At 68.3% G+C, this 23,184-nt stretch carries 25 protein-coding genes and 1 pseudogene; 18 read left to right on the top strand and 8 right to left on the bottom strand.

Going from position 1 to position 23,184, the window contains the following annotated elements:
- Window positions 1–132: 132 nt before the first annotated feature.
- Both Q664_RS59305 and Q664_RS25350 read right to left on the bottom strand, forming a co-directional pair.
- Window positions 133–276 (bottom strand): hypothetical protein, encoded by a 144-nt coding sequence (locus Q664_RS59305; protein WP_160174495.1) that lies wholly within the window; start codon window positions 274–276, stop codon window positions 133–135.
- Window positions 273–551: a hypothetical protein gene (locus tag Q664_RS25350; protein WP_043400905.1), complete on the bottom strand. Its 279-nt coding sequence runs from the start codon at window positions 549–551 to the stop codon at window positions 273–275. The genes Q664_RS59305 and Q664_RS25350 overlap by 4 nt, the downstream gene beginning before the upstream one ends.
- Window positions 552–1,405: 854 nt before the next feature.
- Here Q664_RS25350 and Q664_RS25345 point away from each other — a divergent pair.
- The 14 genes from Q664_RS25345 to Q664_RS25280 all read left to right on the top strand — a co-directional run bounded on the left by Q664_RS25345 (window position 1,406) and on the right by Q664_RS25280 (window position 14,952).
- Entirely contained in the window at window positions 1,406–1,909 is a 504-nt protein-coding gene (locus tag Q664_RS25345; protein WP_063934756.1) for a helix-turn-helix domain-containing protein, read from the top strand.
- A 9-nt stretch (window positions 1,910–1,918) separates the two neighbouring features.
- Entirely contained in the window at window positions 1,919–2,485 is a 567-nt protein-coding gene (locus tag Q664_RS25340; protein ID WP_052518650.1) for a PIN domain-containing protein, read from the top strand.
- 160 nt (window positions 2,486–2,645) lie between these two features.
- Window positions 2,646–3,293, top strand: a complete 648-nt coding sequence (locus tag Q664_RS25335; protein ID WP_043400902.1) for a cytochrome c3 family protein — start codon at window positions 2,646–2,648, stop codon at window positions 3,291–3,293.
- Complete coding sequence (locus tag Q664_RS25330) at window positions 3,281–6,295, top strand: TAT-variant-translocated molybdopterin oxidoreductase (RefSeq protein WP_043400966.1); 3,015 nt, start codon at window positions 3,281–3,283, stop codon at window positions 6,293–6,295. Before Q664_RS25335 ends, Q664_RS25330 begins: the two co-directional genes overlap by 13 nt.
- Window positions 6,288–7,685, top strand: a complete 1,398-nt coding sequence (gene nrfD / locus Q664_RS25325) for an NrfD/PsrC family molybdoenzyme membrane anchor subunit (protein WP_043400899.1) — start codon at window positions 6,288–6,290, stop codon at window positions 7,683–7,685. The genes Q664_RS25330 and nrfD overlap by 8 nt, the downstream gene beginning before the upstream one ends.
- Before the next feature lie 3 nt (window positions 7,686–7,688).
- A complete protein-coding gene (locus tag Q664_RS25320; RefSeq protein ID WP_043400895.1) occupies window positions 7,689–8,222 on the top strand; it encodes a DUF3341 domain-containing protein in 534 nt (177 codons plus the stop codon).
- Window positions 8,219–8,809, top strand: a complete 591-nt coding sequence (locus tag Q664_RS25315; RefSeq protein WP_043400892.1) for a c-type cytochrome — start codon at window positions 8,219–8,221, stop codon at window positions 8,807–8,809. Before Q664_RS25320 ends, Q664_RS25315 begins: the two co-directional genes overlap by 4 nt.
- Window positions 8,806–9,987 (top strand): hypothetical protein, encoded by a 1,182-nt coding sequence (locus Q664_RS25310; protein ID WP_043400888.1) that lies wholly within the window; start codon window positions 8,806–8,808, stop codon window positions 9,985–9,987. Before Q664_RS25315 ends, Q664_RS25310 begins: the two co-directional genes overlap by 4 nt.
- Window positions 9,984–10,376 carry a hypothetical protein gene (locus Q664_RS25305; RefSeq protein ID WP_052518649.1) on the top strand — a complete coding sequence of 131 codons (393 nt, stop codon included), beginning with the start codon at window positions 9,984–9,986 and terminating at the stop codon, window positions 10,374–10,376. The genes Q664_RS25310 and Q664_RS25305 overlap by 4 nt, the downstream gene beginning before the upstream one ends.
- Window positions 10,377–10,405: 29 nt before the next feature.
- A complete protein-coding gene (gene coxB / locus Q664_RS25300; protein ID WP_043400961.1) occupies window positions 10,406–11,527 on the top strand; it encodes a cytochrome c oxidase subunit II in 1,122 nt (373 codons plus the stop codon).
- Window positions 11,505–13,127, top strand: coding sequence for a cbb3-type cytochrome c oxidase subunit I (locus tag Q664_RS25295; RefSeq protein ID WP_043400887.1), 1,623 nt, complete (start codon window positions 11,505–11,507; stop codon window positions 13,125–13,127). Before coxB ends, Q664_RS25295 begins: the two co-directional genes overlap by 23 nt.
- Complete coding sequence (locus Q664_RS25290; RefSeq protein WP_043400885.1) at window positions 13,117–13,755, top strand: cytochrome c oxidase subunit 3; 639 nt, start codon at window positions 13,117–13,119, stop codon at window positions 13,753–13,755. The genes Q664_RS25295 and Q664_RS25290 overlap by 11 nt, the downstream gene beginning before the upstream one ends.
- Before the next feature lie 13 nt (window positions 13,756–13,768).
- Window positions 13,769–14,122, top strand: a complete 354-nt coding sequence (locus Q664_RS25285; RefSeq protein WP_052518648.1) for a cytochrome C oxidase subunit IV family protein — start codon at window positions 13,769–13,771, stop codon at window positions 14,120–14,122.
- A 227-nt stretch (window positions 14,123–14,349) separates the two neighbouring features.
- Window positions 14,350–14,952, top strand: a complete 603-nt coding sequence (locus Q664_RS25280; RefSeq protein WP_235216868.1) for a hypothetical protein — start codon at window positions 14,350–14,352, stop codon at window positions 14,950–14,952.
- Here the strand turns inward: Q664_RS25280 and Q664_RS25275 are convergent.
- Entirely contained in the window at window positions 14,949–15,572 is a 624-nt protein-coding gene (locus Q664_RS25275; protein ID WP_160174494.1) for a TVP38/TMEM64 family protein, read from the bottom strand. The two genes, Q664_RS25280 and Q664_RS25275, sit on opposite strands and share 4 nt — an antisense overlap.
- A 102-nt stretch (window positions 15,573–15,674) precedes the next feature.
- On the bottom strand, window positions 15,675–16,751 hold the full coding sequence (locus Q664_RS25270; protein ID WP_043400879.1) for an SDR family oxidoreductase: 1,077 nt from the start codon (window positions 16,749–16,751) through the stop codon (window positions 15,675–15,677).
- Window positions 16,752–16,878: 127 nt separating this feature from the next.
- Between Q664_RS25270 and Q664_RS25265 the strand changes: the two genes are divergently transcribed.
- Entirely contained in the window at window positions 16,879–17,766 is an 888-nt protein-coding gene (locus Q664_RS25265) for a LysR family transcriptional regulator (protein WP_052518645.1), read from the top strand.
- A 223-nt stretch (window positions 17,767–17,989) separates the two neighbouring features.
- Here the strand turns inward: Q664_RS25265 and Q664_RS25260 are convergent, their stop codons facing one another.
- Complete coding sequence (locus Q664_RS25260) at window positions 17,990–18,934, bottom strand: alpha/beta fold hydrolase (RefSeq protein WP_084610360.1); 945 nt, start codon at window positions 18,932–18,934, stop codon at window positions 17,990–17,992.
- Between the two features lie 193 nt (window positions 18,935–19,127).
- On the opposite strand from Q664_RS25260, the gene Q664_RS25255 reads away from it, so the two are divergent.
- Window positions 19,128–19,688, top strand: a complete 561-nt coding sequence (locus Q664_RS25255; protein WP_043400876.1) for an NADPH-dependent FMN reductase — start codon at window positions 19,128–19,130, stop codon at window positions 19,686–19,688.
- Between the two features lie 12 nt (window positions 19,689–19,700).
- Here Q664_RS25255 and Q664_RS25250 read toward each other — a convergent pair whose 3' ends face one another.
- Complete coding sequence (locus Q664_RS25250) at window positions 19,701–21,119, bottom strand: serine hydrolase domain-containing protein (protein WP_043400873.1); 1,419 nt, start codon at window positions 21,117–21,119, stop codon at window positions 19,701–19,703.
- 205 nt (window positions 21,120–21,324) lie between these two features.
- Here Q664_RS25250 and Q664_RS60140 point away from each other — a divergent pair, with 205 nt between their 5' ends.
- Window positions 21,325–21,891 (top strand): hypothetical protein, encoded by a 567-nt coding sequence (locus Q664_RS60140; protein ID WP_043400870.1) that lies wholly within the window; start codon window positions 21,325–21,327, stop codon window positions 21,889–21,891.
- A 45-nt stretch (window positions 21,892–21,936) separates the two neighbouring features.
- On the top strand, window positions 21,937–22,299 hold the full coding sequence (locus Q664_RS60135) for a GIY-YIG nuclease family protein (protein ID WP_043400868.1): 363 nt from the start codon (window positions 21,937–21,939) through the stop codon (window positions 22,297–22,299).
- 157 nt (window positions 22,300–22,456) lie between these two features.
- Here the strand turns inward: Q664_RS60135 and Q664_RS25235 are convergent, their stop codons facing one another.
- A complete protein-coding gene (locus Q664_RS25235; RefSeq protein WP_043400865.1) occupies window positions 22,457–22,927 on the bottom strand; it encodes a hypothetical protein in 471 nt (156 codons plus the stop codon).
- 3 nt (window positions 22,928–22,930) lie between these two features.
- A pseudogene (locus tag Q664_RS25230) lies at window positions 22,931–23,184 on the bottom strand (DUF2380 domain-containing protein); the annotation flags it as partial.

Here is a 23,184-nt window from a genome sequence, read left to right as displayed (position 1 = left end):
AGGGGGGGAAGGGCCATGGTAGGTGGGTGGGGCCAGACAGGAAGCACTCCGGGCGCGCTCGTCACGAACTTGTCCGACTGCTGGACAAGTCTGGGAACAACGCGCCCGGCGGGCTCCTCGGGACGACAGGGCTCAGGGGCGCCGGAGCTTGAGGACGAAGCCCGCGGGCGTGTCCGTTCCGGTGGGGCCTTGCCGGACACCGGTGCCGAAGTCGACCACGCCGCGGAACGTGCCGGCGAGCACCAACTCCTCACCGGCCCAGTCCAGGCCCGTCAAAGGGAAGGCTGGGTGTCCGCGCCGAACGACTGGCCCTGGAAGGTGGCCTGTCCCTCGAGGGTGGCCGACACGAGCGCCTCTCCCTGGGAGTCGAAGATGGCGGACCCATAATCGAAGGGAGTTTGGGGGAATTCCGGAGGCAAGGGCCCCGGGGAATAGGAATGCATGAGGGACCAGTCCTGTCCCTCGGCGCCGCGGTAGCCGATGCGCGAGCCCGCGGAGCTGATGCTGTAGACGAGCAGGTTGCCGGCCGTGTCCTCGAGGTAGGGGCCCACGCTGCACTCGTCTCCACACCGGCCGATGATGGTGGGGTGGAGGCCCAGGGCGTCGAACCGATAGGCGATGGCACCGCCGGGGCCCGACTCCCCATCATCCCAGCCTCAGGCCAGCAGTTCGCCGGAGGGGGGCCACGGAGAGCCCATGCATCCGGATGCGCGGTGAGACTCCGGAGCGGGCCCAGAGGAGCTGACCCCGGGAATCGAACAGGGAGGGAGCGGCGCCCTCGAGCGTGACGCTCCTCGCCACAAGTCTGCCCGGAGGGGCAGGAGTCACAGCGGAGCGTGCCGCCACGGCCGTCGGGCAGTTCGCCGCAGTGGGCGGGGAGGTCCGCACAGGTGCGCGGAGAGCAGGCCTGGCCCGGCGTACAGCCGCCACAGCGGGAGGCTCCTCCTGGACGGGCGTGGAGGTGCATGCGGTGAGGCACAGCAGGGCAAGGAGGGACAAACCCCGGAGAGACATGGCTCTGGCCTCCTCCTGGGCGGCCAAGCTGGGGACGAAGGTGCCGGGGTGCCACGAGCCAGCGTCAGGAGTCGGGAACAGAAGACAGTGCGAGCCCGTGGAGAGGCAGGCAGGCGGGCATGGGTTTCCTGGCTGGCCGGGGGAAGAGCGGGGTGAGGGGGAAGGCCTGCGAGGGAAGTGCCGGCGACCCTACGGGTGAACGGAGCCATTTCCCGGAGCGAATCTCCCCACGGTGGAGATGCCTTGTCGACGAGATAAGCCCATCTGGTGGGAGTCTGCCATCCAGACTCCTGTTCGAGCATGCTCCCAGAGGGAAAGCCCACCCATCCGGCATGGAGGCCATACGGGCCGGGTTGCGAATTTAGCGAATGGCGCATAGATAAGGGTGACGATGCTGCCGTTCCAACTCAACGATCCGGTGGACCTGCCCGTGGAGAAACGCGGTGTGGCCGAGCGGATCAGCGCTCGGCTCCTGGATCCATCGCGAGGGACGGGCCGCAAGCCTCGGCTGACGCTGCCCAACGGAGAGGAGATCGAACTCCCCGCGGAGCTCTTGCTGTTGCTGCGGGACATCACCGCGGCGCTGGCGAGAGGCGAGCCCGTCAGTGTCGTACCGCTGCATCGAGAGATGACCACCCAGGAGGCGGCGGATCTGCTCAACGTGTCGCGCCAGCATCTGGTCGAGTTGCTGGAAGCGGGGGAAATCCCTTTCACGCGGCCGGGCCGGGGCAAGCACCGGCGGGTGCTGGCGGCGGACGTGCTCGCCTACAAGAAGCGGAGGGACGGCGAGCGGCGCGTGGCCCTGCGCGAGCTGACGCACCTGAGCGAGGACGCGGGCGACTATTTCGGTGACGCTCCCGGGGGTTTCGAGCGGCTGGACGAGCACGACGAGTGACGGTGTTGCGTGTTCCCGGCCATCTTCCGCATCTTCCTGGACACCAACGTCCTGTTCCCATCCGCCCTGCGTGACACGCTGCTGCGAGCCGCGGAGACGGGGCTCGTGCAGGTGTACTGGAGCGAGGACGTGCTGATGGAGCTCGAGCGCAATCTGGTGCGCTCGGGGCGTTACGACGCCCGTGGCGCGGCGCGCCTCATCCAGGCGATGCGTGTGGCCTTTCCGTCGGCGGAGGCACGCGACTACCGGCACCTCATCCCCTCCATGCCGAATCACCCGAAAGACCGGCATGTGGTGGCGGCGGCCCAGGTGGTGGGCGCGCAGGTCATCGTCACCAACAACCTGGCCGATTTCCGCACGCTGCCGGAGGGCATGGAGGCGCAGGGCGCGGATGCCTTCCTTCAAGGACTGTTCGACTTGAGCCCGGAGACGCTGGTGCGTGTCCTCACGCAGCAGGCGGCGGACAAGAAGAACCCGCCCCTCTCGTTGGACCAGCTCCTCGAGGGACTGGCCCGGTCGGTTCCTGGCTTCATCTCCGAGGTGCGCGCCTGGCTCGCGGAGCGGCTCCTGGAGTAGCGCGTCCGAGCCGTACCCCGCGCGATTCCAGACAGTTCCCGTGCACCCACGGTTCACAACTGGAAGCGCACGGAACGGGGTGATTGTTGCACCCGCCGGTGCTCTCTAGGGTCGAAAGCCCTGGGAGCCGGGCCTCCGAGTGCCGTCATCCAGGGCGCCTATGGCCTGGATCTTCACACCTCGTGCGAACACGGTGGCCCGGGTCGTCGCGGCGGGGCTGTTGACCACACCGGCGCTCGGAGTGCTGGGACTCTGGGCCTACGCCCGGAGTCCACTGGCCCAGAACCTGCGGCAGCCGGTGCCGCAGCCGGTGCAGTTCGATCACCGGCACCACGCGGGAGACGAGGCCATCGACTGCCGCTACTGCCACAGCACGGTCGAGGTCTCCTCGAGTGCGGGCTACCCGTCGCAGGCCACGTGCCTCGGGTGCCACGCGCAGGTCTGGAACCAGAGCCCGCTGCTCGAACCCGTACGGCAGGCCTATTTCGCGGACCGGCCCATTCCGTGGAGCCGGGTCCACGACCTGCCGGACTTCGTCTACTTCAACCACGCCATCCACGTGAGCAAGGGCGTGGGGTGCGTGACGTGCCACGGGAGGGTGGACCTGATGCCGTCCATCCAGCAGGCGCAGCCGTTGTCCATGGGGTGGTGCCTGGACTGCCACCGGAATCCGGCGCCGAACCTGCGCCCCCTGGAAGCCATCACCTCGATGCGCTGGCGGCCGGGCCCGGGAGACCCGCGGCCGGAGGAGCTGGCGCGGCGCTACGACGTCCAACCCCGAACCCATTGCACGACATGCCACCGCTGACCGACCGCTACCCACTGCCCGTGCTCCAGGACCCGCCGGGTGCGGGAGGCGAGCGTCCGCGCACGTGGCGCAGCCTGGAGGAGCTCCAGGGCTCGCCGGAGCTGGCGAGGGCGGCCGAGCGGGAATTCCCACCGGGAGCGGCCGAGCCCCCCCGAGGCCTGGATCGGCGCCGCTTCCTGCAACTGGCGGGGACGACGGCGGCGTTGGCGGGGCTGGCGGCGTGCAGGAAGCCGGCGGAGAAGGTGATGCCGTACACGGTCCAGCCGCCGGACGTGAAGCCGGGCATTCCCAACGCCTACGCGACGGCCTGGGAGCCGGAGGGCTACGCGGCGGGACTGGTGGTGACGAGCTGGGAAGGCCGGCCGACGAAGGTGGAGGGCAACCCGGACCATCCCGCGAGCCTCGGGGCCACGAACCACGTAGCGCAGGCGCTGCTGGTGGACCTCTACGACACGACGCGGGTGCGCGGAGTGAAACAGCGAGGCACGCCGCGCGCCTTCAAGGGGTACCTCCAGGAGCAGACGGAGCGGGCGAGCCGGCTGGAGGCGAACGGGGGCGAGGGATTGTGGCTGCTGTTGGAGCCCTCGGCCTCACCCACGAGGCGCGAGCTGGTGGAGCGCATCCGCCAGCGATTCCCGAGGGCGCGGGTGGAGACGTACCACGCGCTGTCGCGGGACAACGTGTACGAGGGAGCGAGGCTCGCGTTCGGGAGGCCGCTGGAGACGCGGGTGCGCTACGACGAGGCGCGAGCGGTGCTGGCGCTGGACGCGGACTTCCTCACGCAGGGGCCCGACGCGTTGCGCGAGGCCCGCGAGTTCTCCCGCGCGAGGTTGCCCGAGCGGGGGGCGATGAGCCGGCTGTACGTGGTGGAGGCGCACCACGGCGTGACGGGAATGAACGCGGACCACCATCTGAGGATGAAGCCCTCGGAGGTGGAGCGCTTCGTGTTGGCGGTGCTGGGCGAGCTGGCGAAGACGCACGGCCTGGGGGGACTCGAGCGCTACCGGGAGCTGGAGCTCGCGTGGCCGGAGAAGGCGCGCGAGGTGCGAGCGGTGGCGGGAGATCTGGCGAGGAACGGGGAGCGCGCGGTGGTGGTCGCGGGCGAGCGGCAACCGCCGAGAGTCCACGCGGTGGCGCACCTGCTCAACGCCGTGCTCGGGAGCCAGAATCGGCTCATCACCCTGTACGAGCCCGGAGTCGAAGCCGTGCGAAGCGGCCCGGAGGTCCTGCGCGAACTCTCCGAGGCGGCGAGCGCGGGCCGGGTGGACACGCTGGTGATGACGGCCTTCAACCCGGTGTACACGGCGCCGGTGGGGGTGACGCTGGGAGCGGCGCTGAGCGCGGTGCCGAACGCGGTGTACCTGGCGTTCCGAGAGGACGAGACGTCGAAGCACAGCACGTGGGTGCTCCCGGCGGCGCACGTGATGGAGAGCTGGGGAGACACGCGGGCGGTGGACGGGACGGCGAGCATCCTCCAGCCGCTCATCGAGCCCCTCTTCCAGGGGCTGACGGAGCTGGACGTCCTCTCCCCGTTCGCGGGAGTGGCGGCTCAAACGCCCTACCAACTGGTGAAATCCCACTGGCAGCGCCAGACGGGGGCATCGGGCGCGGCCTTCGATGACACGTGGGACCAGTGGCTGGCGGTGGGGACGATTCCCGGAACCCAGACGCAGGGCACGCGGGCCACGGTGGACGCGAGCGCGGTGGAGTCGAGCGTACGCAACTTCGCGCGCGAACCCTCACAGGGGCTCGAGCTGAACCTGCTGCCCGGTTACAAGATGAGGGACGGGCGGTACTTCCACAACGCATGGCTGCAGGAGATGCCGGACCCGTTGACGATGCTCTCCTGGAGCAACGCGGCGCTGCTCAGTCCGGCCACGGCCGAGCGTCTGTCATTGAAGCCGCGAGACAAGGTGAAGCTGACGTTCCGGGGGCGCTGGGTGGAAGCGCCGGTGTACGTACTGCCCGGGCACGCGGACGACACGGTGTCGCTGGAGCTCGGTTGGGGGCGCGAGTGGAGTGGGGACGCGGACGCGCCCGAGGTGCTGGGAGTCAACGCGTACCTGCTGCGGCACGCGGATGCGCCGTGGTTCGCGGATGGCCTCCAGGTGGAGAAGTTAGACGAGCGCGGACGGTACGCGACCTCGCAGGACCACTGGGCGATGGAGGGCCGCGAGGTGGCCATCCAGGACACGCTGGGGGCCTTCGAGAAGAAACGGCCCGAGTACCTGAAGCACCTGAAGGGCCCGGTGGAGGAACTCTACGAGCCCTTCAAGTACGAGGAGGGCTACCAGTGGGCGATGGCGGTGGATCTGAGCCGGTGCATCGGGTGTGGGGCGTGCGTGGTGGCGTGCCAGGCGGAGAACAACATTCCGGTGGTGGGGCGGGAGCAGGTGGAGCGGGGGCGGGAGATGTACTGGCTGAGGGTGGACCGGTACTTCGAGGGCTCGCCAGACGAACCACGGGCCATTCCCCAACCGATGATGTGCCAGCACTGCGAGAAGGCGCCCTGCGAGTACGTGTGCCCGGTGAACGCGACGGTGCACTCGGACGAGGGCCTGAACGAGATGGTCTACAACCGGTGCATCGGCACGCGGTATTGCAGCAACAACTGCCCGTACAAGGTGCGCCGGTTCAACTACCTCGACTATCGGCCGAAGGTGACGGAGGTGGAGAAGCTGGGGTTCAACCCGGACGTCACGGTGCGGATGCGGGGGGTGATGGAGAAGTGCACGTACTGCGTGCAACGGATTGAGCGGGCCCGCATCGAGTCACGCAAGGAGCGGAGGCCCATCGACACGGAGGCGCTCCAGTCCGCGTGCGAGCAGGTGTGCCCCACGGAAGCGATTGTCTTCGGCTCGTTGCACGAGAAGGACTCGGAGGTGGCCCGGCGCCACGCGGACCCGAGGCACTACGCGGTGCTGCACGAGCTGGGGACGAAACCGCGCACGGCGTACCTGGCGCGCATCAAGAACCCGAACCCGGAGCTCGAGCATGGCTGAGGGGCGGGTTTCGGAGACACCCACGAGGGACGCACTGTCCCCCCTGCCGCTCATCGAGGGGGCGCAGAGCGCGGAGAGCCTGACGGGCTCGCTGCTGGCCCCCATCGAGCGGAAGGCGGGCCGGGTGTGGTGGGCGCTGTTCTTCCTGACGTTGGGAGGGACGGGTCTCTTCGGGCTGGCCATCGCGGTGACGCTGGTGAGGGGAATCGGGGCGTGGGGCAACAACATCCCGGTGGGGTGGGCGTTCGGCATCATCGACTTCGTGTGGTGGATTGGCTTCGGGCACGCGGGGACGTTGATCTCCGCCATCCTGGTGCTCTTCCAGCAGAAGTGGCGGGCGTCGGTGAACCGCTTCGCCGAGGCGATGACGCTCTTCGCGGTGATGCAGGCGGGGCTCTTCCCCCTGCTGCACCTGGGGAGGCCATGGCTCTTCTACTGGCTGGTGCCCTACCCGAGCACCATGGACATATGGCCGCAGTTCAAGAGCGCGCTGCCGTGGGACATGGTGGCCATCACCACGTACTTCCTGGTGTCGCTGCTGTTCTGGTACCTGGGGCTGTTGCCGGACCTGGCATCGGCGCGAGACAGGGCGAAGACACCACGGAGACAGTTCTGGTACGGGCTGTTCTCGCTGGGGTGGACGGGCTCGGCGAGACACTGGCACCACTGGCGCACGGCGTACCTGCTGCTGGCGGGGCTGGCCACACCGCTGGTGCTCAGTGTGCACACGATCGTCAGCTTCGACTTCGCGATTGCCCAGGTGCCGGGGTGGCACTCGACCATCTTCCCGCCGTACTTCGTGGCGGGGGCCATCTTCTCGGGGCTGGCGCTGGTGCTGACGCTGCTGTTGCCGGTGCGCGGGCCGCTGGGACTGCACCACGTCATCACGAACAAGCACGTGGACATCCTGACGAAGCTGCTGCTGGCCACGGGGCTGATGGTCTCGTACGGCTATCTGCAGGAGCACTTCTTCGCCTGGTACAGCGGCGACGAGTACGAGCTGGCCGCGTATGCCTTCAAGCGCACGGGCACGTGGGGGTGGCTCTTCTGGATTCAGATGTGCACGAACGTGCTGGTGCCACAGCTCTTCTGGTTCCCGAAGCTGCGCGGAAACGGGGTGGTGGTGTGGTTCGCGGCGCTGGCGGTGGACATGGGCATGTGGCTGGAGCGCTTCACCATCATCGTGCCATCGCTGGCGCATGACTTCCTGCCGAAGAGCTGGGAGCACTACTCGCCCACGTGGGTGGACTTCGGGCTGCTGTTCGGCTCGATGGGGTTCTTCGGCCTCCTGTTCCTGCTCTTCCTGAAGTTCATCCCGCCGGTGCCCATCAGCGAGGTGAAGGAATTGCACCACGAGCTGGACCACGCCCTGCGCGAGAAGGAGGCCTGAGCCATGCGCTACTGGGTGGTGGGGGAGTTCGGCTCGGGGGAAGAGGTGAAGGCGGCCCTGCGGCGGCTGGGCGAGCTCGGCTACGCGAAGGACACACTGGATGCCTTCTCGCCGTACCCGGTGGAGGGGCTCGAGGAGGTGTTGGCGTTGAAGCCCTCGCCGCTGAGGGGATGGGCCTTCGTGGCGGGGCTGACGGGGGCGGCGGGGGCGTACGCGCTGCAGTGGTGGACGAACGCGGTGGACTACCCGCTGAACGTGGGCAATCGCCCGCCGCACGCGGGTCCGGCGTTCGTGCCCATCACGTTCGAGACGCTGGTGCTGTTCGCGGCGCTGACGCTCTTCTTCGGGCTCATGTGGCTGCTGCGCTTCCCGAGGCCGCACCATCCGCTGTTCGAGCTGGAGTCCTTCCGCACGGCGTCGACGGGAGGCTTCTGGGTGAGCGTCACGACGAAGCGGCGGGAGGAGGCGGAGCCGGTACTGGCCCACCTGCGTGGGTTGGCGGCGAGGAACACGGCGGTGGTGGAGGAGAAGGAATGAGACACCTGCTCCTCCTGCCGATGGCGTGGCTGCTGGCCGGCTGCCCGGTGGACTTCCAGGGATGGGGAGGGATGAAGCAGCAGCCCAAGGCGCTGCCCTACCGGGAGAGCACCTTCTTCGCGGACGAGCGGGTCATGCGCCAGCCCCCGGCGGGCACGGTGCCGAGAAGCAGGCGAGGCCAGGACCGTTTCTTCCTCACGGGGAAGGACACGCCGGATGGCGGGTACGTGGAGTCAATCCCTCTCACGCTGACGAGAGAGGTGGTCGAGAGCGGGGGGAAGTCCTTCGAGATCTACTGCGCGGCGTGCCACGGGGTGCTGGGGGACGGGGTGTCGCGGGTGGCGAGGAACATGGGGTTGCGCGAGCCGCCGTCGCTGGTGGACCTGCCCGAGTACCCGGACGGCTACTACTACGACGTGATTACCCAGGGGTACGGGCTGATGCCGGCGTACGCGGAAAAACTGACGCCCGAGCAGCGCTGGGCGGTGGTGGCGTACGTGCGAGCGCTCCAGGAGAGCCAGCGAGCGGGACTGGAGGACGTGCCGCCCGAGGCTCGGCCGCAACTCATGAAGGAGGGCCCCCCATGAAGGTGATGGAGCGTTTCACGGGAGGGCGAGGGCCGATGCTGGCCGCCGCGGCGGTGGGCGCGGTGGGGCTGGGCGTGACGGCGGTGGGCTTCGCGGTGGACACGAGGCGAGCGCTCTTCGGGTACCTGTTCGCCTTCGCGTACTGGGCGGGAATCGCGGTGGCGTCGCTGCTGCTGTTGGGGGCGTGGCACGCCTCGAGGGCGCGCTGGCCGGTGGTGCTGAGGCGCATGCTGGAGACGATGGCTGCGACACTGCCCCTGTTCGCGCTGCTCTTCCTGCCGATCCTCGTGGGAGCGAGCCACCTGTACCCCTGGCTCGGAGAACCCCCGCCGCTGTCCGAGAAGGACTTGAAGAAGCTCGAGCACAAGCGGGCCTGGCTGAACCAACCCTTCTGGGTGGTGCGCTCGGTGCTGTACTTCGCGGTGTGGAGCGGGGTGGGCGAATTCCTGCTGCGCTGGTCCCGCAGACAGGACGACACGGGAGAACTCAAACTCACCCAATGGCAGTGGTGGCTGGGAGCGGGAGCGCTGCCGCTGGTGGGGCTGGCGATGTCCTTCGCGTCGCTGGACTGGCTGATGTCGCTGGAGCCGCTGTTCGTCTCGACGGTGTACGGGCTGTATTGGTTCTCGGGGGCGTTCGTGGGGGCGCTGGCGATGCTGACGCTGGCGACGACGCTGGCGCGGGGGCCGAACCTGTATGGCGAGCTGGTGAATGACTCGCACCGGGCGAGCCTGGGCAAGTTCCTGTTCGCCTTCAGCGTTTTCTGGGCCTACATGGCGTTCAGCCAGTTCTTCCTCATCTGGATAGCGAACCTGCCGCACGAGGTGCCCTGGTACGTGCTGCGAGCGAAAGGCGCATGGGAGCCGGTGGCGCTGTTCATCGTGAACGCGCGCTTCCTGCTGCCGTTCTTCGTGCTGCTGTCGAGGCCCTTCAAGGAGCACCGGAGGACGCTGGCGGTGACGGCGGGGTGGCTGCTGCTGGCGCACGTGGTGGACACGTGGTGGCTGGTGGTGCCGGTGGTGAGTCCGGAGGGGCCGAGGGTGCACTGGGCGGACGTATCGGCGTTCCTGGGAGTGGGAGGAGCGGCGGTGGCCTTCACGCTGTGGAGGCTGAGGGGGCACGCGACGGTGCCGGTGGGAGACCCGTATCTGCGCGAGTCGCTGAGGTACGGCGGATGAGCGGCGAGGACGGGTCCAAGGTGGAGTGGAAGACGCCCGAGCGCGAGCAGCGGCCGGTGAGTGGGTGGCGTGTGAGCGGGGTGCTCGCGGGGGCGCTGATCATCTTCACGTTCTTCGTGGTGGGCACGTGGGCGCAGCTCCAGCGGCGCGAGAAGAACCTGAGCCCCGCGGGGTCCACGCAGCCACGAGAGTTGGGCAAGGCGGAGATCAACATCGTCAACACGGGGCTCATCGAGCTGGACACCCGGGCGGAGGACGAGAAGGCGGAGCAGCGGAAACGGCTGCACGGATACGGCTGGGTGGACCGTGACGCGGGGGTGGTGCACATCCCCATCGAGCGGGCCATCGAGCGGGTGGTGGAGCAGCGGCGGGACGGAGGCGGGCGATGACACCCGGAGAAGACTCGCTCGCGGGGACGGTGGAGGAGCTGTTCCGGCGGGTGCTGTTCCTACCGGAGCAGGCGTCGACGGTGGCGAAGGACGTGGACCATCTGCACTACGTCATCATCACGACGGCGATGGTGGCGGCGACGGTCATCTTCGGGACGGCGGCGTACTTCCTCATCCGGTTCCGGAGGCGCTCGGAGACGGAGGTGACGAGGAGGGTGGAGGGGACGCTCGTCTGGGAGGTGCTCTTCGTGGGGGTGCCGCTGAGCACGTTCCTGGTGTGGTTCTTCGTGGGGTACCACGACTTCATCCGGATGCAGACGCCGCCGCCGGACGCGATGGACGTGTACGTGGTGGGCAAGCAGTGGATGTGGCAGTTCACGCATCCCGAGGGCCCCAACTCGATAGGCGTGCTCCGGGTGCCAGTGGGCAAGCCCGTGCGGCTGCTGCTGACGAGCCGGGACGTCATCCATTCGTTCTATGTGCCGGCGTTCCGCATCAAGCAGGACGCGTTGCCGGGGGCCTATACGCAGACGTGGTTCGAGGTGACGAAGCCGGGGAGCTACCGGGTGATGTGCGCGGAGTACTGCGGGCTGAAGCACTCGGAGATGTGGGCGGAGGTCCAGGCGCTCTCACCGGAGGACTACGAGGCGTGGATGCAGGAGCAGCGCCGTGGGCTCGTCTCCCGCCGGGACGCGAGCCCGAGTGCCCCCGAGCGGGAGGAGCCCCACAAACCCGCGAGACAGGCGGCGAGCTACGACGCACAGAATCCGCACGGCGAGGTGATGTACGGCGAGCGGGGGACGTTGGCGGAGCGGGGCGAGCGGGTGGCGGCGGAGAGGGGATGCCTGAAGTGCCACACGGTGGATGGGACGGCGCACATCGGGCCGACGTGGCTGGGGCTGTACGGGAGGCGGGAGCGGCTGACGACGGGCGAGACGGTGGTGGCGGACGAGGCGTACCTGACGGAGTCGATGATGAAGCCGGGGGCGAGGCTGGTAGAGGGCTTCGAGCCGGTGATGCCGTCGTACCTGGGGGAGCTGGAGGCGGCGGAGGTGGCGGCGTTGGTGGAGTACATCAAGACGCTGCGCGGTGCGCGGCTGGAGACCATCCGGTCGGAGGGGCCCGTGTATGAACCCATCGGCGGGAAGTAGTCAGCCGGCCATCACGTATCTGAACCACGAGACGACGGTGGGCTCGTGGCTGCTGACGCGAGACCACAAACGCATCGGGGTGATGTTCCTGGTGCTGGTCATCCTGGCGCTGCTCTTGGGGGGCGTGTTCGCGATGGTGCTGCGAATCGAGCTGCTGACGCCGGGGCCGACGATCATCAGCGCGATGACGTACAACCGGATGTTCACCCTGCACGGGGTGACGATGGTGTGGCTGTTCATGATTCCGGCGATTCCGTCGGCGTTCGGGAACTTCGTGTTGCCGATCATGTTGGGGGCGAAGGACGTGGCATTCCCGAGGCTGAACCTGGCATCGGTGTACATCTACGTGGCGGGGGCGGGGCTGACGCTGTTCGGGATGCTGTGGAGCGGGGCGGACACGGGGTGGACGTTCTACACGCCGTACAGCACGACCTCGCCGACGGCGGTGGCGCCCATCCTGCTGGGGGTATTCATCATCGGGTTCTCCACCATCATCACGGGGCTGAACTTCATCACCACGGTGCACACGCTGCGAGCGCCGGGGATGCACTGGAGCCGCATTCCGCTGTTCGTGTGGGCGCTCTACGGGACGTCGGTGATCCAGGTGGTGGCCACGCCGGTGCTGGGGATGGTGCTGCTGCTGGTGTTCTTCGAGCGGGTATTCGGAGTGGGGCTCTTCGACCCGGCGAGGGGAGGAGACCCGGTGCTGTTCCAGCACATGTTCTGGTTCTACTCGCACCCGGCGGTCTACATCATGGTGTTGCCGGCGATGGGGGTGATTACGGAGGTGGTGTGTGCGTTCAGCCGGAAGAACATCTTCGGCTACAAGATGATCGCCGCGTCGACGTTTGGGATTGCGTTCGTGGGGTTCTTCTCGTGGGGACACCACATGTTCGTGTCGGGGCAGTCGACGTTCGGCTCGGGGGTGTTCGGGGTGTTGAGCATGCTGGTGGCCATCTTCACGGCCATCAAGATCTTCAACTGGGTGGCGACGATGTATGGGGGGAGCATCGACCTGAGGGTGCCGTTGCTCTACGTGTTGGGGTTCATCTTCCTGTTGGTGTTCGGGGGGATGACGGGGGTGGCGGTGGCGACGACGTCGCTGGACGTGCACTGGCACGACACGTACTTCATCGTGGCGCACTTCCACTACATCATGGTGGGGGCGGTGCTGATGGCGTTCCTGGCGGCGCTGCACTACTGGTGGCCGAAGATGTTCGGGCGTGTGTACCCGGAGCGCTGGTCGTTCCTGGCGGCGAGCACGATCATCTTTGGTTTCATCGTGACGTTCCTGCCGCAGTTCCTGTTGGGGAACCTGGGGATGCCGAGGCGGTACTACCAATACCCGGCGGAGCTGCAGTGGCTGAACGTCTTGAGCACGGCGGGAGCGTCGCTGTTGGCGTTCGGGTTCACGCTGATCGGGGTGTATCTGCTGTGGTCGCTGAGGTACGGGCGGGTGAGCACGGCGAACCCATGGGGCTCGAGCGGATACGAGTGGTACAGCGGTTCACCGCCGGCGCCGCACAACTTCACGGAAGCCCCGCGCTTCGAGCGCGAGGTCCACGACTACACCGTGCCCGAGGCGCCCCGTGTCTACTGAAACGAGTCCGTGGGAGGAGCACTTCGGGAGCCGCGAGAACCAGAACAAGGCGGCGCAGCTGGGGATGTGGATCTTCCTGGGCTCGGAGGTGTTGCTCTTCACGAACCTGTTCGTGGGGTACGGCGTGTACCGCTACTACTACCCGGACATCTTCGTGGAGGGGAGCAAGCACCTGGAGGCGGGGTGGGCGACGGTGCAGACGCTGCTGCTGGTGACGAGCAGCCTCTTCGTGGCGTTGGCGGTGCATTACATCCGGCAGGGGAGACAATTCCTGACGGCGCTGGTGTTGCTGGTGGGGATGGGGATGGGGTTGGGGTTCCTGGGCATCAAGGGGTGGGAGTACTGGAAGCACTGGACGGAGGGCGCGCTGCCCGGGGAGTACTACCGGCTGGAAGAGCTACCGGTGAGGGGAGGGAGCCTGTTCTTCACGCTCTATTTCCTGCTCACGGGGTTGCACGCGGTGCACATGCTGGTGGCGTTGGGGCTGTTGGGGTGGCTGGTATGGGGGGCGGTGTCTGGGAAATACACGGCCGAGTACCACATCCCGGTGGAGGTGGGAGGGCTGTACTGGCACCTGGTGGATGTCTTCTGGCTGTTCATCTATCCGCTGCTGTACCTGGTGGAGTGAAGGGGGGAGCGAGATGGCGAAGAAGAAATCCACTTGGGGATACGTGGGCGTCTGGGTGGTGTTGGTGGTGTTGACGGTGGTGACGTGGGTACTGGGGACGAAGCTGAAACTGGGCCCGTACTCGTTGCCGGCGTCGATGGGAATCGCGGTGGTGAAGACGGTGCTGGTGGCGATGTTCTTCATGCACCTGGTGGAGCAGCGGGGAACGAGGCGTGTCGTGCTCCCGGTATCGGCGCTGTTCCTGGGGTTGCTGCTGGGCTTGTCGTTGCTGGAGGCGATGACACGGATCCAGATGGCGAGACCGAACGGAATCAACGAAGAACTGGAGCCGAAACGTCCAGCCACCACGAGACCGGTGGGCCACTGAGCCAATCTCCCCTCGCCCACCGGGAGAGGGACGGGGTGAGGGTGCCACGTTTCCCAGGTTGAACCCGTGCATGCCCCCTCTCCCTCTGGGAGAGGGCTGGGGTGAGGGTCTGCCATGCGTTCAGGGTTCCCCGAGTTGGAGAGAACCGGACAGGTCCCTGCGCAGTGCCCGACGAATCATCTGACACCTGCGTAGCCTAGCGAGCGAGGCCAGCCGAGGAGGGCCACATGGGTCAGCCGGGAAGACTTCAGGGAAGGCGAATCGCCGCGCTCGTGGGGGTGTCATGGGTGCTCGGGTCCACGGTGGCCTGGTCCACCGACCAAGAGGTGACGGCGCGAGCCGGGGACATTCCCACCCGGGACTTCATCAATCTCCGCTTTGGGGCGAGCACCGGCACCAATCGAATGGAGATGTGCCTGGAGGTCTCCCCGCTGGAGGCCTGGGCGCTGGAGGCGTGTGGCACCGGGAGCGAAATCCTGCATCGCGCGGACTCGCCCGAGCTGGCCCATTTCCGGGGCAAGTACACGCTGGCGAATTGGAGGACGGAGATTGGCTGGCTCCAGCCGCGAGTCGGCCTGGGCTTCACCGAGTTGCAACTGGGCCGGGACGACCCGGGCTTCCAGTTCTTGGGGGTGGGGCCACGGGGGATGGAGACGGCGGGGCCGGAGGCGTCGCTCGGCATCCGGGGGCTCTATCCGGTCATCGGGGGCTTCGAGCTGGTGGGCGAGCTGAGTTTCAGCATGGCGTGGTTGCGGTACGCACCGCTGCTGGCGACACCGCAGGCGGAGTTCCAGCCGGCGGTGAGCCTGACGGTGGGCGGAGGCTTCTAACGCTCGGCCCGGAGCTTCCGGGTGAGGAACAGACCCAGGGCGGGCACGCAGACGGCGCCGGCGAAGGCCACGAGGAACGAGCCGGTATCCACCGCGTATGCCCCGAGGGCCGAGTACGCGGTGGCGATGCCCAGATTCGACAGCGCGCAGACGGCGAGGAATCGCCGGAAGGGCATGCGATGGAAGCCAGCGAGCACCACCGAGGCCTCCGCGAGGACGGGCACGCCCCGGCACACCATCAGCCCCCAATGGCCATGGGTCGCGATGACCGCGGCGGCTCGCCCCTCGCTGTTCCCCACCAGCCGCCGGAGCGCGGTGGCGCTGGCGCCCTGGCCGAGGAGGTAGCCCACCACGGCGCTCACCATCAGGCCCGTCCACGACACCGCCGTGCCAACCCAAGACCCGAGCAGGCTGCCCGCGGCCAGGTTGACGAGGCTGGAGGGCACTGGCAGCACGATGTCCGCGGCCAGCAGCCCCGCCAGGGCCACGGCACTCAACCCCCGTGAGTGGGGCATCTGGAGGAAGGCCGTGGTGGCCGCGAGGAGGCGCTCTTCCCAGAGGAAGAAGGGCACCAGGATGGCCGTCAGGAGCAGGGTTCCCAGCAAGGTCCACCCCGCCACTGTGCGCTCCCTGGACACCGGGGCTTCCGCCGCTCTTTCCATGAGTGGCTCACAGCATATCCAGTGGCGGCTTCGGTGGGCTCAGGAGATCCAGGTGTCCTCTCAAGACACCCGGGGCATGGGCGGGGCGGACAGGGTCCCCCCGGTCCGAGGAAGGCGCGCCCGGTCCACGTACCCGTGCGTGGCGAACCATTCCACCGCATCCCGGAAGGTCTCCTCGAAGGGCCGGAAGCGGAGGCCCAGCATCCGCTCGGCCTTGGACGAGTCGAAGGCGGTGTTCGTGCGCTCGCGGCGCAGGGTGCGGAAGCCCTGCCAGCTCACCAGCACGGGGCGCCGGGAGAGCCGGGCCCAGGCCTCGTTCAGCAGCGCGAGCGTTCCCAGCAGCGCGTCCGGTACCCGCCGCTTCGGTGCGGGCAGGCCCGTCACCGACGAGAGCACCGCGAGGGCCTCGCCCACGTGCAGGTCCCTTCCCGCGGCCAGGTAGCGCTCGCCGCGCAGGCCCTTGTCGGCGGCGGCCACCAGCGTGGCGGCCACGTCCCGCGCGTCCACGTAGGCGAAGCGTGTGTCGATGACACCGGGCAGCCGGCCGTGCAGGAAGTCCAGGACGAGCTGTCCCGCCGTCGTGGGGCCCGAGTCTCCCGGCCCATTCATGAAGCCCGGGAGCACCAGCGAGGCATGCAGGTCCGGGTGGCGCGCCAGGGCGGCGTCCACCTCGCGGTCCGCGAGGATCTTCGAGCGGTAGTAGGCGTCCGGCTCGCCCTCCGCGTCACGCCGCATGGTCTCATCGGTGAGCGGGTGGCCGGGGCGGGGAGCCAGCACGGCGATGGAGCTGGTGTGGACCACCCGCCGCACGCCCTGCTGGTACGCCGCTTCCAGCAGGTCGCGCGTGCCCTCCACGTTGATGCGCAGGAGCCCCGAGGCGTGGCTGCCGCCCTTGTAGCTGTCCCGGAAATAGGCGGCGGAGTGGAAGAGCACATCGGCGTCGCGCAGGGCGGGAGCGAAGGACGCCACGTTCTCCAGGTCGCCCTGGACGAGCTCCACGGACACACCGGCCAGCAGCTTCCGGGCCCGCTCGGGTGAGCGGACCAGGGCCTTCACGCGCACGCCGCGGGACGTGAGCAGGCGGACGAGGTTGTTGCCGAGCAGTCCGGTGGAGCCGGTGACGAATGCGGTCTTCATGAGAGGTACCTCCGAGCATGCGGGAAGCCGGAGGGGGCCGCCCGCGTTGACTCTCCGGGTATGCACCCCCTGTTGCATCAGACGCCACCCGGGCAAAGTGGTGTTGCATCCATGCAAGGGGCCTCGAATGAACTGGGATGACCTCCGCTATCTGCTCACCGTGGAGCGCTCCGGCTCGCTGTCCGCGGCGGCGCGGGCGCTGGGCGTCGTCACGTCCACGGTGGGCCGGAGGATGACGGCGCTGGAGCGGCGCCTGGGCACGCGGCTGCTCGCCCGGGTTCCCGAGGGAGTCCGGCTGACGCCCGAGGGCCGTGCGTTGGTGCGCACCGCCGCGGCCATCGAGTCCCAGCTCCACAGCGCCGAGCGTGGGCTGAAGCGGGAGGAGGGGGAGCTCGAGGGCCCGGTGCGTGTGACGGCGGGGGACGGTTTCGTCGCGTTCCTCAATCCCTGGCTGGCGCGCTTCCGGGAGCGGCACCCGGGGGTGCGCGTGGAGCTGTCCTCCGAGGCGCGGGTGTTGGACCTGGCGCGCCAGGAGGCGGACCTGGGCGTGCGGACGGTGCGTCCCAAGGGGGACTCGCTGGTGGCGCGCAAGGTGGGGCAGCTCGCCTGGAGGCTCTACGCCAGCGCCCGCTACCTGGAGCGTGCCGTGCCCCTGCGCTCGGCGGGGGACCTGGCGGGACATGCGCTGGTGGGCTTCGACGCGATGCTCTCGCGCATGCCGCAGTTCCGCGCGCTGGAGGAGTGGGGCGCGGGACGCTTCGTCTTTCGCAGCAACGCGGCCATGGCCGTCGCGGGCGCGGTGGCGGCCCACCAGGGTGTGGCGGCGCTGCCGTGCGCGCTGGCCAGCCTCCATCCGGAGTTGAGGCCCGTGCTCCCAGAGGTGGAACTGCCCCTGGAGGACGTGTGGTTGGTGGCCTCGCGTGAGGCCCGGAAGGTGCCACGGGTGCGCGCGTTGATGGGCTTCCTCGCCGAGTGCTTCGAGGAGTCCCGCTCCGTCATGCTGGGCGTGCGTTGACGCCGCGAGGGTCTGCCCTCAGCTCGAGAGCAAGAGGGAGCCCTCCGGGCACGGTCTCGCCAAAGTTGTCCAACAGTCGGACAAGTTCGTGAAGAGCGCGCCCGGGAGGCGGGCTGAACTCGAGGGCAGGGCTTGCGTCCACGGTACGGACACTCCCCCGGGCCGGGGAGGGCGCGAGGGACTCAGGCCTTCCCGTGGCGCCAATCAATGATTGTCAGACAGGCTACCAGGCCGGCTGGAGGGGCGGTACGTCGTCGAGAAACGGCGTGACGAGGGAGGACAGGAGCGTGGGGTCCGCGGCCACCGCGAGGTGAGACGTCGCGGGGAGGATGGCGAGGCGCGCGTTGGGGAGCGTCGTCAGCTGGCCCGACGCGGCGGCCTCCTCACTGCCTCCGCCGCGCAGCTTGAACATCGCCACCGCGTGCTCGGGCTTCACTCCGTCGGCGTCGCCGATGATGACCATCGTCCTGGCGGGAATCGCACGCATCTGGGCGTCGCTGATGTTCTGGTCATTGATGTTCAAGGTCTTCATCTTCTCGATGTAGGCCTCGAAGGCCTTCGGGTCGGGATTCATCTTCTTGAACGCCGCCTCGATGGGGGAACCAGCGAACATCTTCGCGTCGAGGCTCTCGATTGCCTTGAACACCGAGGGGTACCACCCCTCCTTGCGGTACGTGGCGGCGAGCGAGACGAGCTTGTTGACGAGCTTCGGGTGGCGGATGGCGAGCTGAAGCGCGGCGCCGCCGCCCTGGGAGTAGCCCAGCACGTCCGCCCGTTCGACCTTGAGCGCACGCAAGAGGGCCGCCGCGTCGTCTCCGAACTGTTCGTAGGACATCTTCCGGGAGGTGTCCGCCGTGCGGCCGTGGCCCTGCTGGTCGAACACGATGACTGGCCGTTTCTTCACGAACTCCGCCACCAGGGGCTTCATGGCCTCGGTCGAGCCGAAGGCCCCGGGGATCAGCAGGAGGGGCGGGGTCTTCCCCTTCCCGAGCTCTCCATGGACCTCGTAGTAGAGCTGGAGGCCATGGATGGGCAGATGTCCGCTCCGGGTGGGAAGGGGGCCCGCGGCGCCCTTGGCTTCTTCCGCCGCCCAGGCGGGGGAGCCCGTCGCGGCGGCTCCGAGCAGCGTCAGCAGCAGAGCGAATGATTTCAGGATGGGTCGATTCATGGAGCACTGCCTCCGTGCGAAAGGGCCGATGCTCCTCCGAAAAGGTGGTCCATCGGCGGTTTCGAGCATGAGACGTGCGCAAGCACACAAACTCATCGGTCCCGTCACCGGGTGGATTTCGTCCCGTCTCCCGCGGCGGTGTATGCACCCGGGGACGCGCTGAACCCAACCTTCTCCAGGAGGACAGCGAACCATGCTCAAGGTGGCCATCATCGTTGGAAGCACGCGGCCGGGCCGCAAGGCCGAGGCCGTGGCCCGCTGGGTCCTCGAGCTCGCGCGGAAGCGCACCGACGCCGGCTTCGAGCTCGTGGACATCCAGGACTTCCACCTGCCGCTGCTCGACGAGCCGGTACCGCCCTCCCTGGGGCAGTACTCGAAGTCGCACACCCTGGCGTGGGCCGCGAAGATCGACTCCTTCGACGCCTACGTCTTCGTGACCCCCGAGTACAACCACGGCACGTCCGGCGCGCTCAAGAACGCCATCGACTTCCTGTACCGCGAGTGGAACAACAAGGCGGCCGGCTTCGTCAGCTACGGCAGCGCCGGGGGCACGCGCGCCGTGGAGCAGCTGCGCCTGGTCATGGGCGAGCTACAGGTCGCCGACGTGCGCGCCCAGGTCATGCTCTCGCTGCGCACCGACTTCGAGAACTACACCACCTTCACGCCCGCGCCCCACCACGAGAAGTCCGTCCAGGCCATGCTCGACCAGGTCATCGCCTGGGGTGGGGCGTTGAAGCCGTTGCGCGGGAAGTGACGCGGCCGTCCGTCATTCCCACGCGTACTCCAGGTCGAGAATCTTCCCCGCCGGCTCCAGGCGGAAGGTCCACTTCAGCGAGACATCCGTGCCGTACACCGCGCGATAGACGCGCTTGCGCTCGTCGCCGTCCTTCTGGTCCTCGAGCAGCGTCAATCGGCGCAGCGGCGGCAGGAGCGCGTTGCCCGGGCTTCCGAAGCCCTGGAGGATGGGCAGCAGCTCCTGCTGGGCGCTCGGCGCGAAGGCGGCGGCGTCGAGCGTGCCGTTGAACAGGCCTTCCATGGCGCCGCGGTGCACCGCCGTCAGGGCCGGCTCCGCGTCCGGGATGCCCGGTGCGTCCAGCTCCGGCAGCGGCGGCAGGTAGTGGCTCGCGACGACGGGCGCCAGCATGGGCAGCAATCCCATCGCGTTCGTCAGGACGATGACCGTCAGCTTCTTCTCCGGAACGCGCAGCACGTCTCCCAACGCACCGCCCCCGGAATGCCCGAACATCTTCAATCCCCGCAGCGTGCCGTGGGTGAAGGCCACGCCGAAGCCGCCCTCGCCGCCGTCGTTCAGCTTGAAGGCCGTGGCGGCCTCGTGCTGCGACTCGGGGCTCAGCAGCGTGCCTTGATCCATGGCCACTGCCCAGCGGGTGAGATCCTTCACACAGGAGAACACTCCGCCCGCGGAATAGGTGTGGGGCGGGTAGAGGAACCAGGCGCGACGATGCGTTCCGTCCACGTAACGGTAGGTGGTGGCCCGGCGCGGGATGACATCGGCGATGCGGACCGCCCCCTGCTGCCGCGCGTGCTCGTAGCGCGTGCACGTGAAGCCGAGCGGCTCGAAGAGGCGGCTGCGCAGCAGCTCCTCGAAGCCCTGGCCCGTCACCTTCTCCAGGACATGGGTGAGCACGACGAAGTCCGTGAGGCCATACGCGCTGCGCTCACCGGGCGTGTACTCGAGGGGCCCCTTCCGGGCGGCTTCGTACCGCTCGGCGACCGAGGCGTTGCTGTTCGTCTGCTCCTCGGAGCCTTCCTTCAGGCCCGAGGTCACGCCCGACGTGTGGGCGGCGAGGTGCCGCACGGTGATGTCCTTCCACGTCTCGGGTGCGTCGGGCAGGTACTTCGAGAGCGGCTCGTCCAGGCCGAGCTTCCCCTCCTGCACCAGCAGCATCACCAGCGTGCCGGTGAAGACCTTCGTGGCGGAGGCGATCTGGAACGCGGTGTCCGGTTCACTCCTCGCCCCGTCTTCCAGGTCCGCGAGGCCGTACGTGGAGAGCTGCTCGAGGTGTCCGTCGCGGACGACGGCCACGGCCGCGCCGGGGACATGGTTCTTCTCCAGGACGGCCTGGACATAGGTGTCGGTGGAGCGGGCGGCCTGGGAGGTCACGCAGCCCGTGGAGAGCATGAGGGCGGGCAGGAAGAGGAGGGCCTGGGAGCTCGAGCGCATGCGGCCCCGGCTAGCAGTTGAAGGCAGGTCTGTCGACAGGACCTTGCCAGCGGGCCTCCAGGCGTTTATTTCTTGCTTCAGGTGCCGAGGGGCGCCTGCCCGAAAAGACGACGTCACCCTCGTTTGTCCCCGCGGTTCGACATGTTCTCGATGAGTTCCTTCCACGGCCCATGAACGGGGAGCGGCCGCCGATGAGGGATTTGTCATGGGAACCGAGCCCCGCGCTGTGACGCCTCCCCACCTCCGCGAGTGCAAGGTCCGGGCATCCCTCCTGCTCAAGGACCTGGAGTCCTCCGAGCCGGCACGCGCCACGAGGGCCGCCGAGCGGCTGCGTGCCCTGCCCGCCTTCTCGCGTCTGTCTCCCGGCGAGCTGCTCGCCCGCCGGGACTCGGTGCAACGCAAGCACGCGCTGGCCGTCATCGCCCACGAGCAGGGCCATGGCTCCTGGGCGGAGCTCAAGCAGGCACGGGGCGAGGAGGCACCTCCGAGGCTCGACACGGAGGCCTTCTTCGCGAGGAACCGGGGCGCCTTCCTCAACCGCTGGTTCGCCTCGTACGAGGAAGCGCTCGCCTCGCTCCGGGAGAGAGGGGGCTACCTGTTCCCCTTCCGCGAGCAGTTCTTCATCACCGACGCGGGCTTCCTCGCCGCGCTCGGGGTGGACCCGTCCGATTCCGACTGGGCGCGGATGGGCTTCGACTGGGTGGAGCCGATCGACCCGGCCGCACGGGATCGGCTCGAGCGGAAGCTCATCGCGCTCGGCTACACGGGCTGACGCGCTCGCTCTTCCTTCACGTTTCACGACCAGGAGACGACACACATGTCCTCGCGCCGCTCGGAGTTGAAGCAGGCCTACAAGGAGAACCCTCCTCCCATGGGAGTGTTCGTGGTGCGCAACCGCGCCAATGGCAAGGTGCTGATGGGCTCGAGCCTCAACCTCGATGGGATGCTCAATCGCACCCGCTTCGAGCTGACCACCCGCATCCACCGCACGTACCCCGCGCTGCAGGAGGACTGGGACCGGTACGGCGCCGACAGCTTCTCCTTCGAGGTGCTCGACGTCCTGCCTCCTCCGAAGGAGCCGGGCACGGACCCCAAGGAGGATTTGCAGGTGTTGCTGTCCCTCTGGTTGGATCGGCTGCGCCCCTACGGGGATGCCGGGTACAACGCCGTGCCGTCGTGAGTCTCGTGCGCACGCACGGTTCCAAGGACGGCGCCGTCATTCCGGGCCGGACGCTGCCGGCGCTCGCCGTCCATCGCTGGCACTGAGCGAGCCGCCCTGCGCGGGCGTTGCCCTGCCAGGCACGTCCGTCGGTCATGGTCCTCTCTGGGGGTGAAGCTCAGGCTTCTTCGTCGGGCAGGAGCGTCAGCAGCAGCTCATCGTCAGGGCCACGTGGGAGCCAGCCGGGCGGCGGTGGCGCAGCGCGGAGCGCTGCCCGGGCCTGCTTGACGCGCCCCTTATGCGTTTCTGGCGTGTAGGCGGTCCACGTGCCGAGCGCGACGGCAACCTTGAGGCGCTTGTCGTCGTCCAGCACGGCCGGCCAGCCGTTGGGGAGTGCCTCAGCCAGTTCGCGCACGAGCAGGCCGCGCACCAGGCGCGTGACCTGCTTGCGCCGCTCCGCTTCGGCCAGCAGTCCGCCGAACACCTGCACGCCCGCGATGTCGTCCGGCCCCAGTTCCTCGGCCAGCGCCACCAGCGAAGCGGTGGGGCGTGCCTCGGCGAAGGCGGTGAGCGAGTCGTAGCCCCGCTCGCGGACCCGCTCGTACAAGCGCACCCTCCAGTGACCCTCCCAGGATCGTCCGTCGGTCATCGCTCACTTCCCTCGACAGCGGACGAAGTTCATCGGGATGTCGTAGAACCTCATACGCGCCGCGACGATCTCCAGGATCGTGTTCCGCGTCAACATCCGGCCAGCTTCGGCCTCAGCCTCGAACAGCGCCTCCATGGTCATCCGGTTCCATTCACCGGGCCATTCGCGTCCCAGCTTCCAGTTTCCACCACCGTGAATCGCCTGGTGGGTGGCCTGCTGCAGCCTGACGCAGAACCTCTCGATGCTCATCTTGCCAG

The sequence above is a fragment of the Archangium violaceum Cb vi76 genome, assembly GCF_000733295.1.
GTDB lineage: Bacteria > Myxococcota > Myxococcia > Myxococcales > Myxococcaceae > Archangium > Archangium violaceum.
This window is presented reverse-complemented; position numbering and strand designations above follow the sequence as displayed.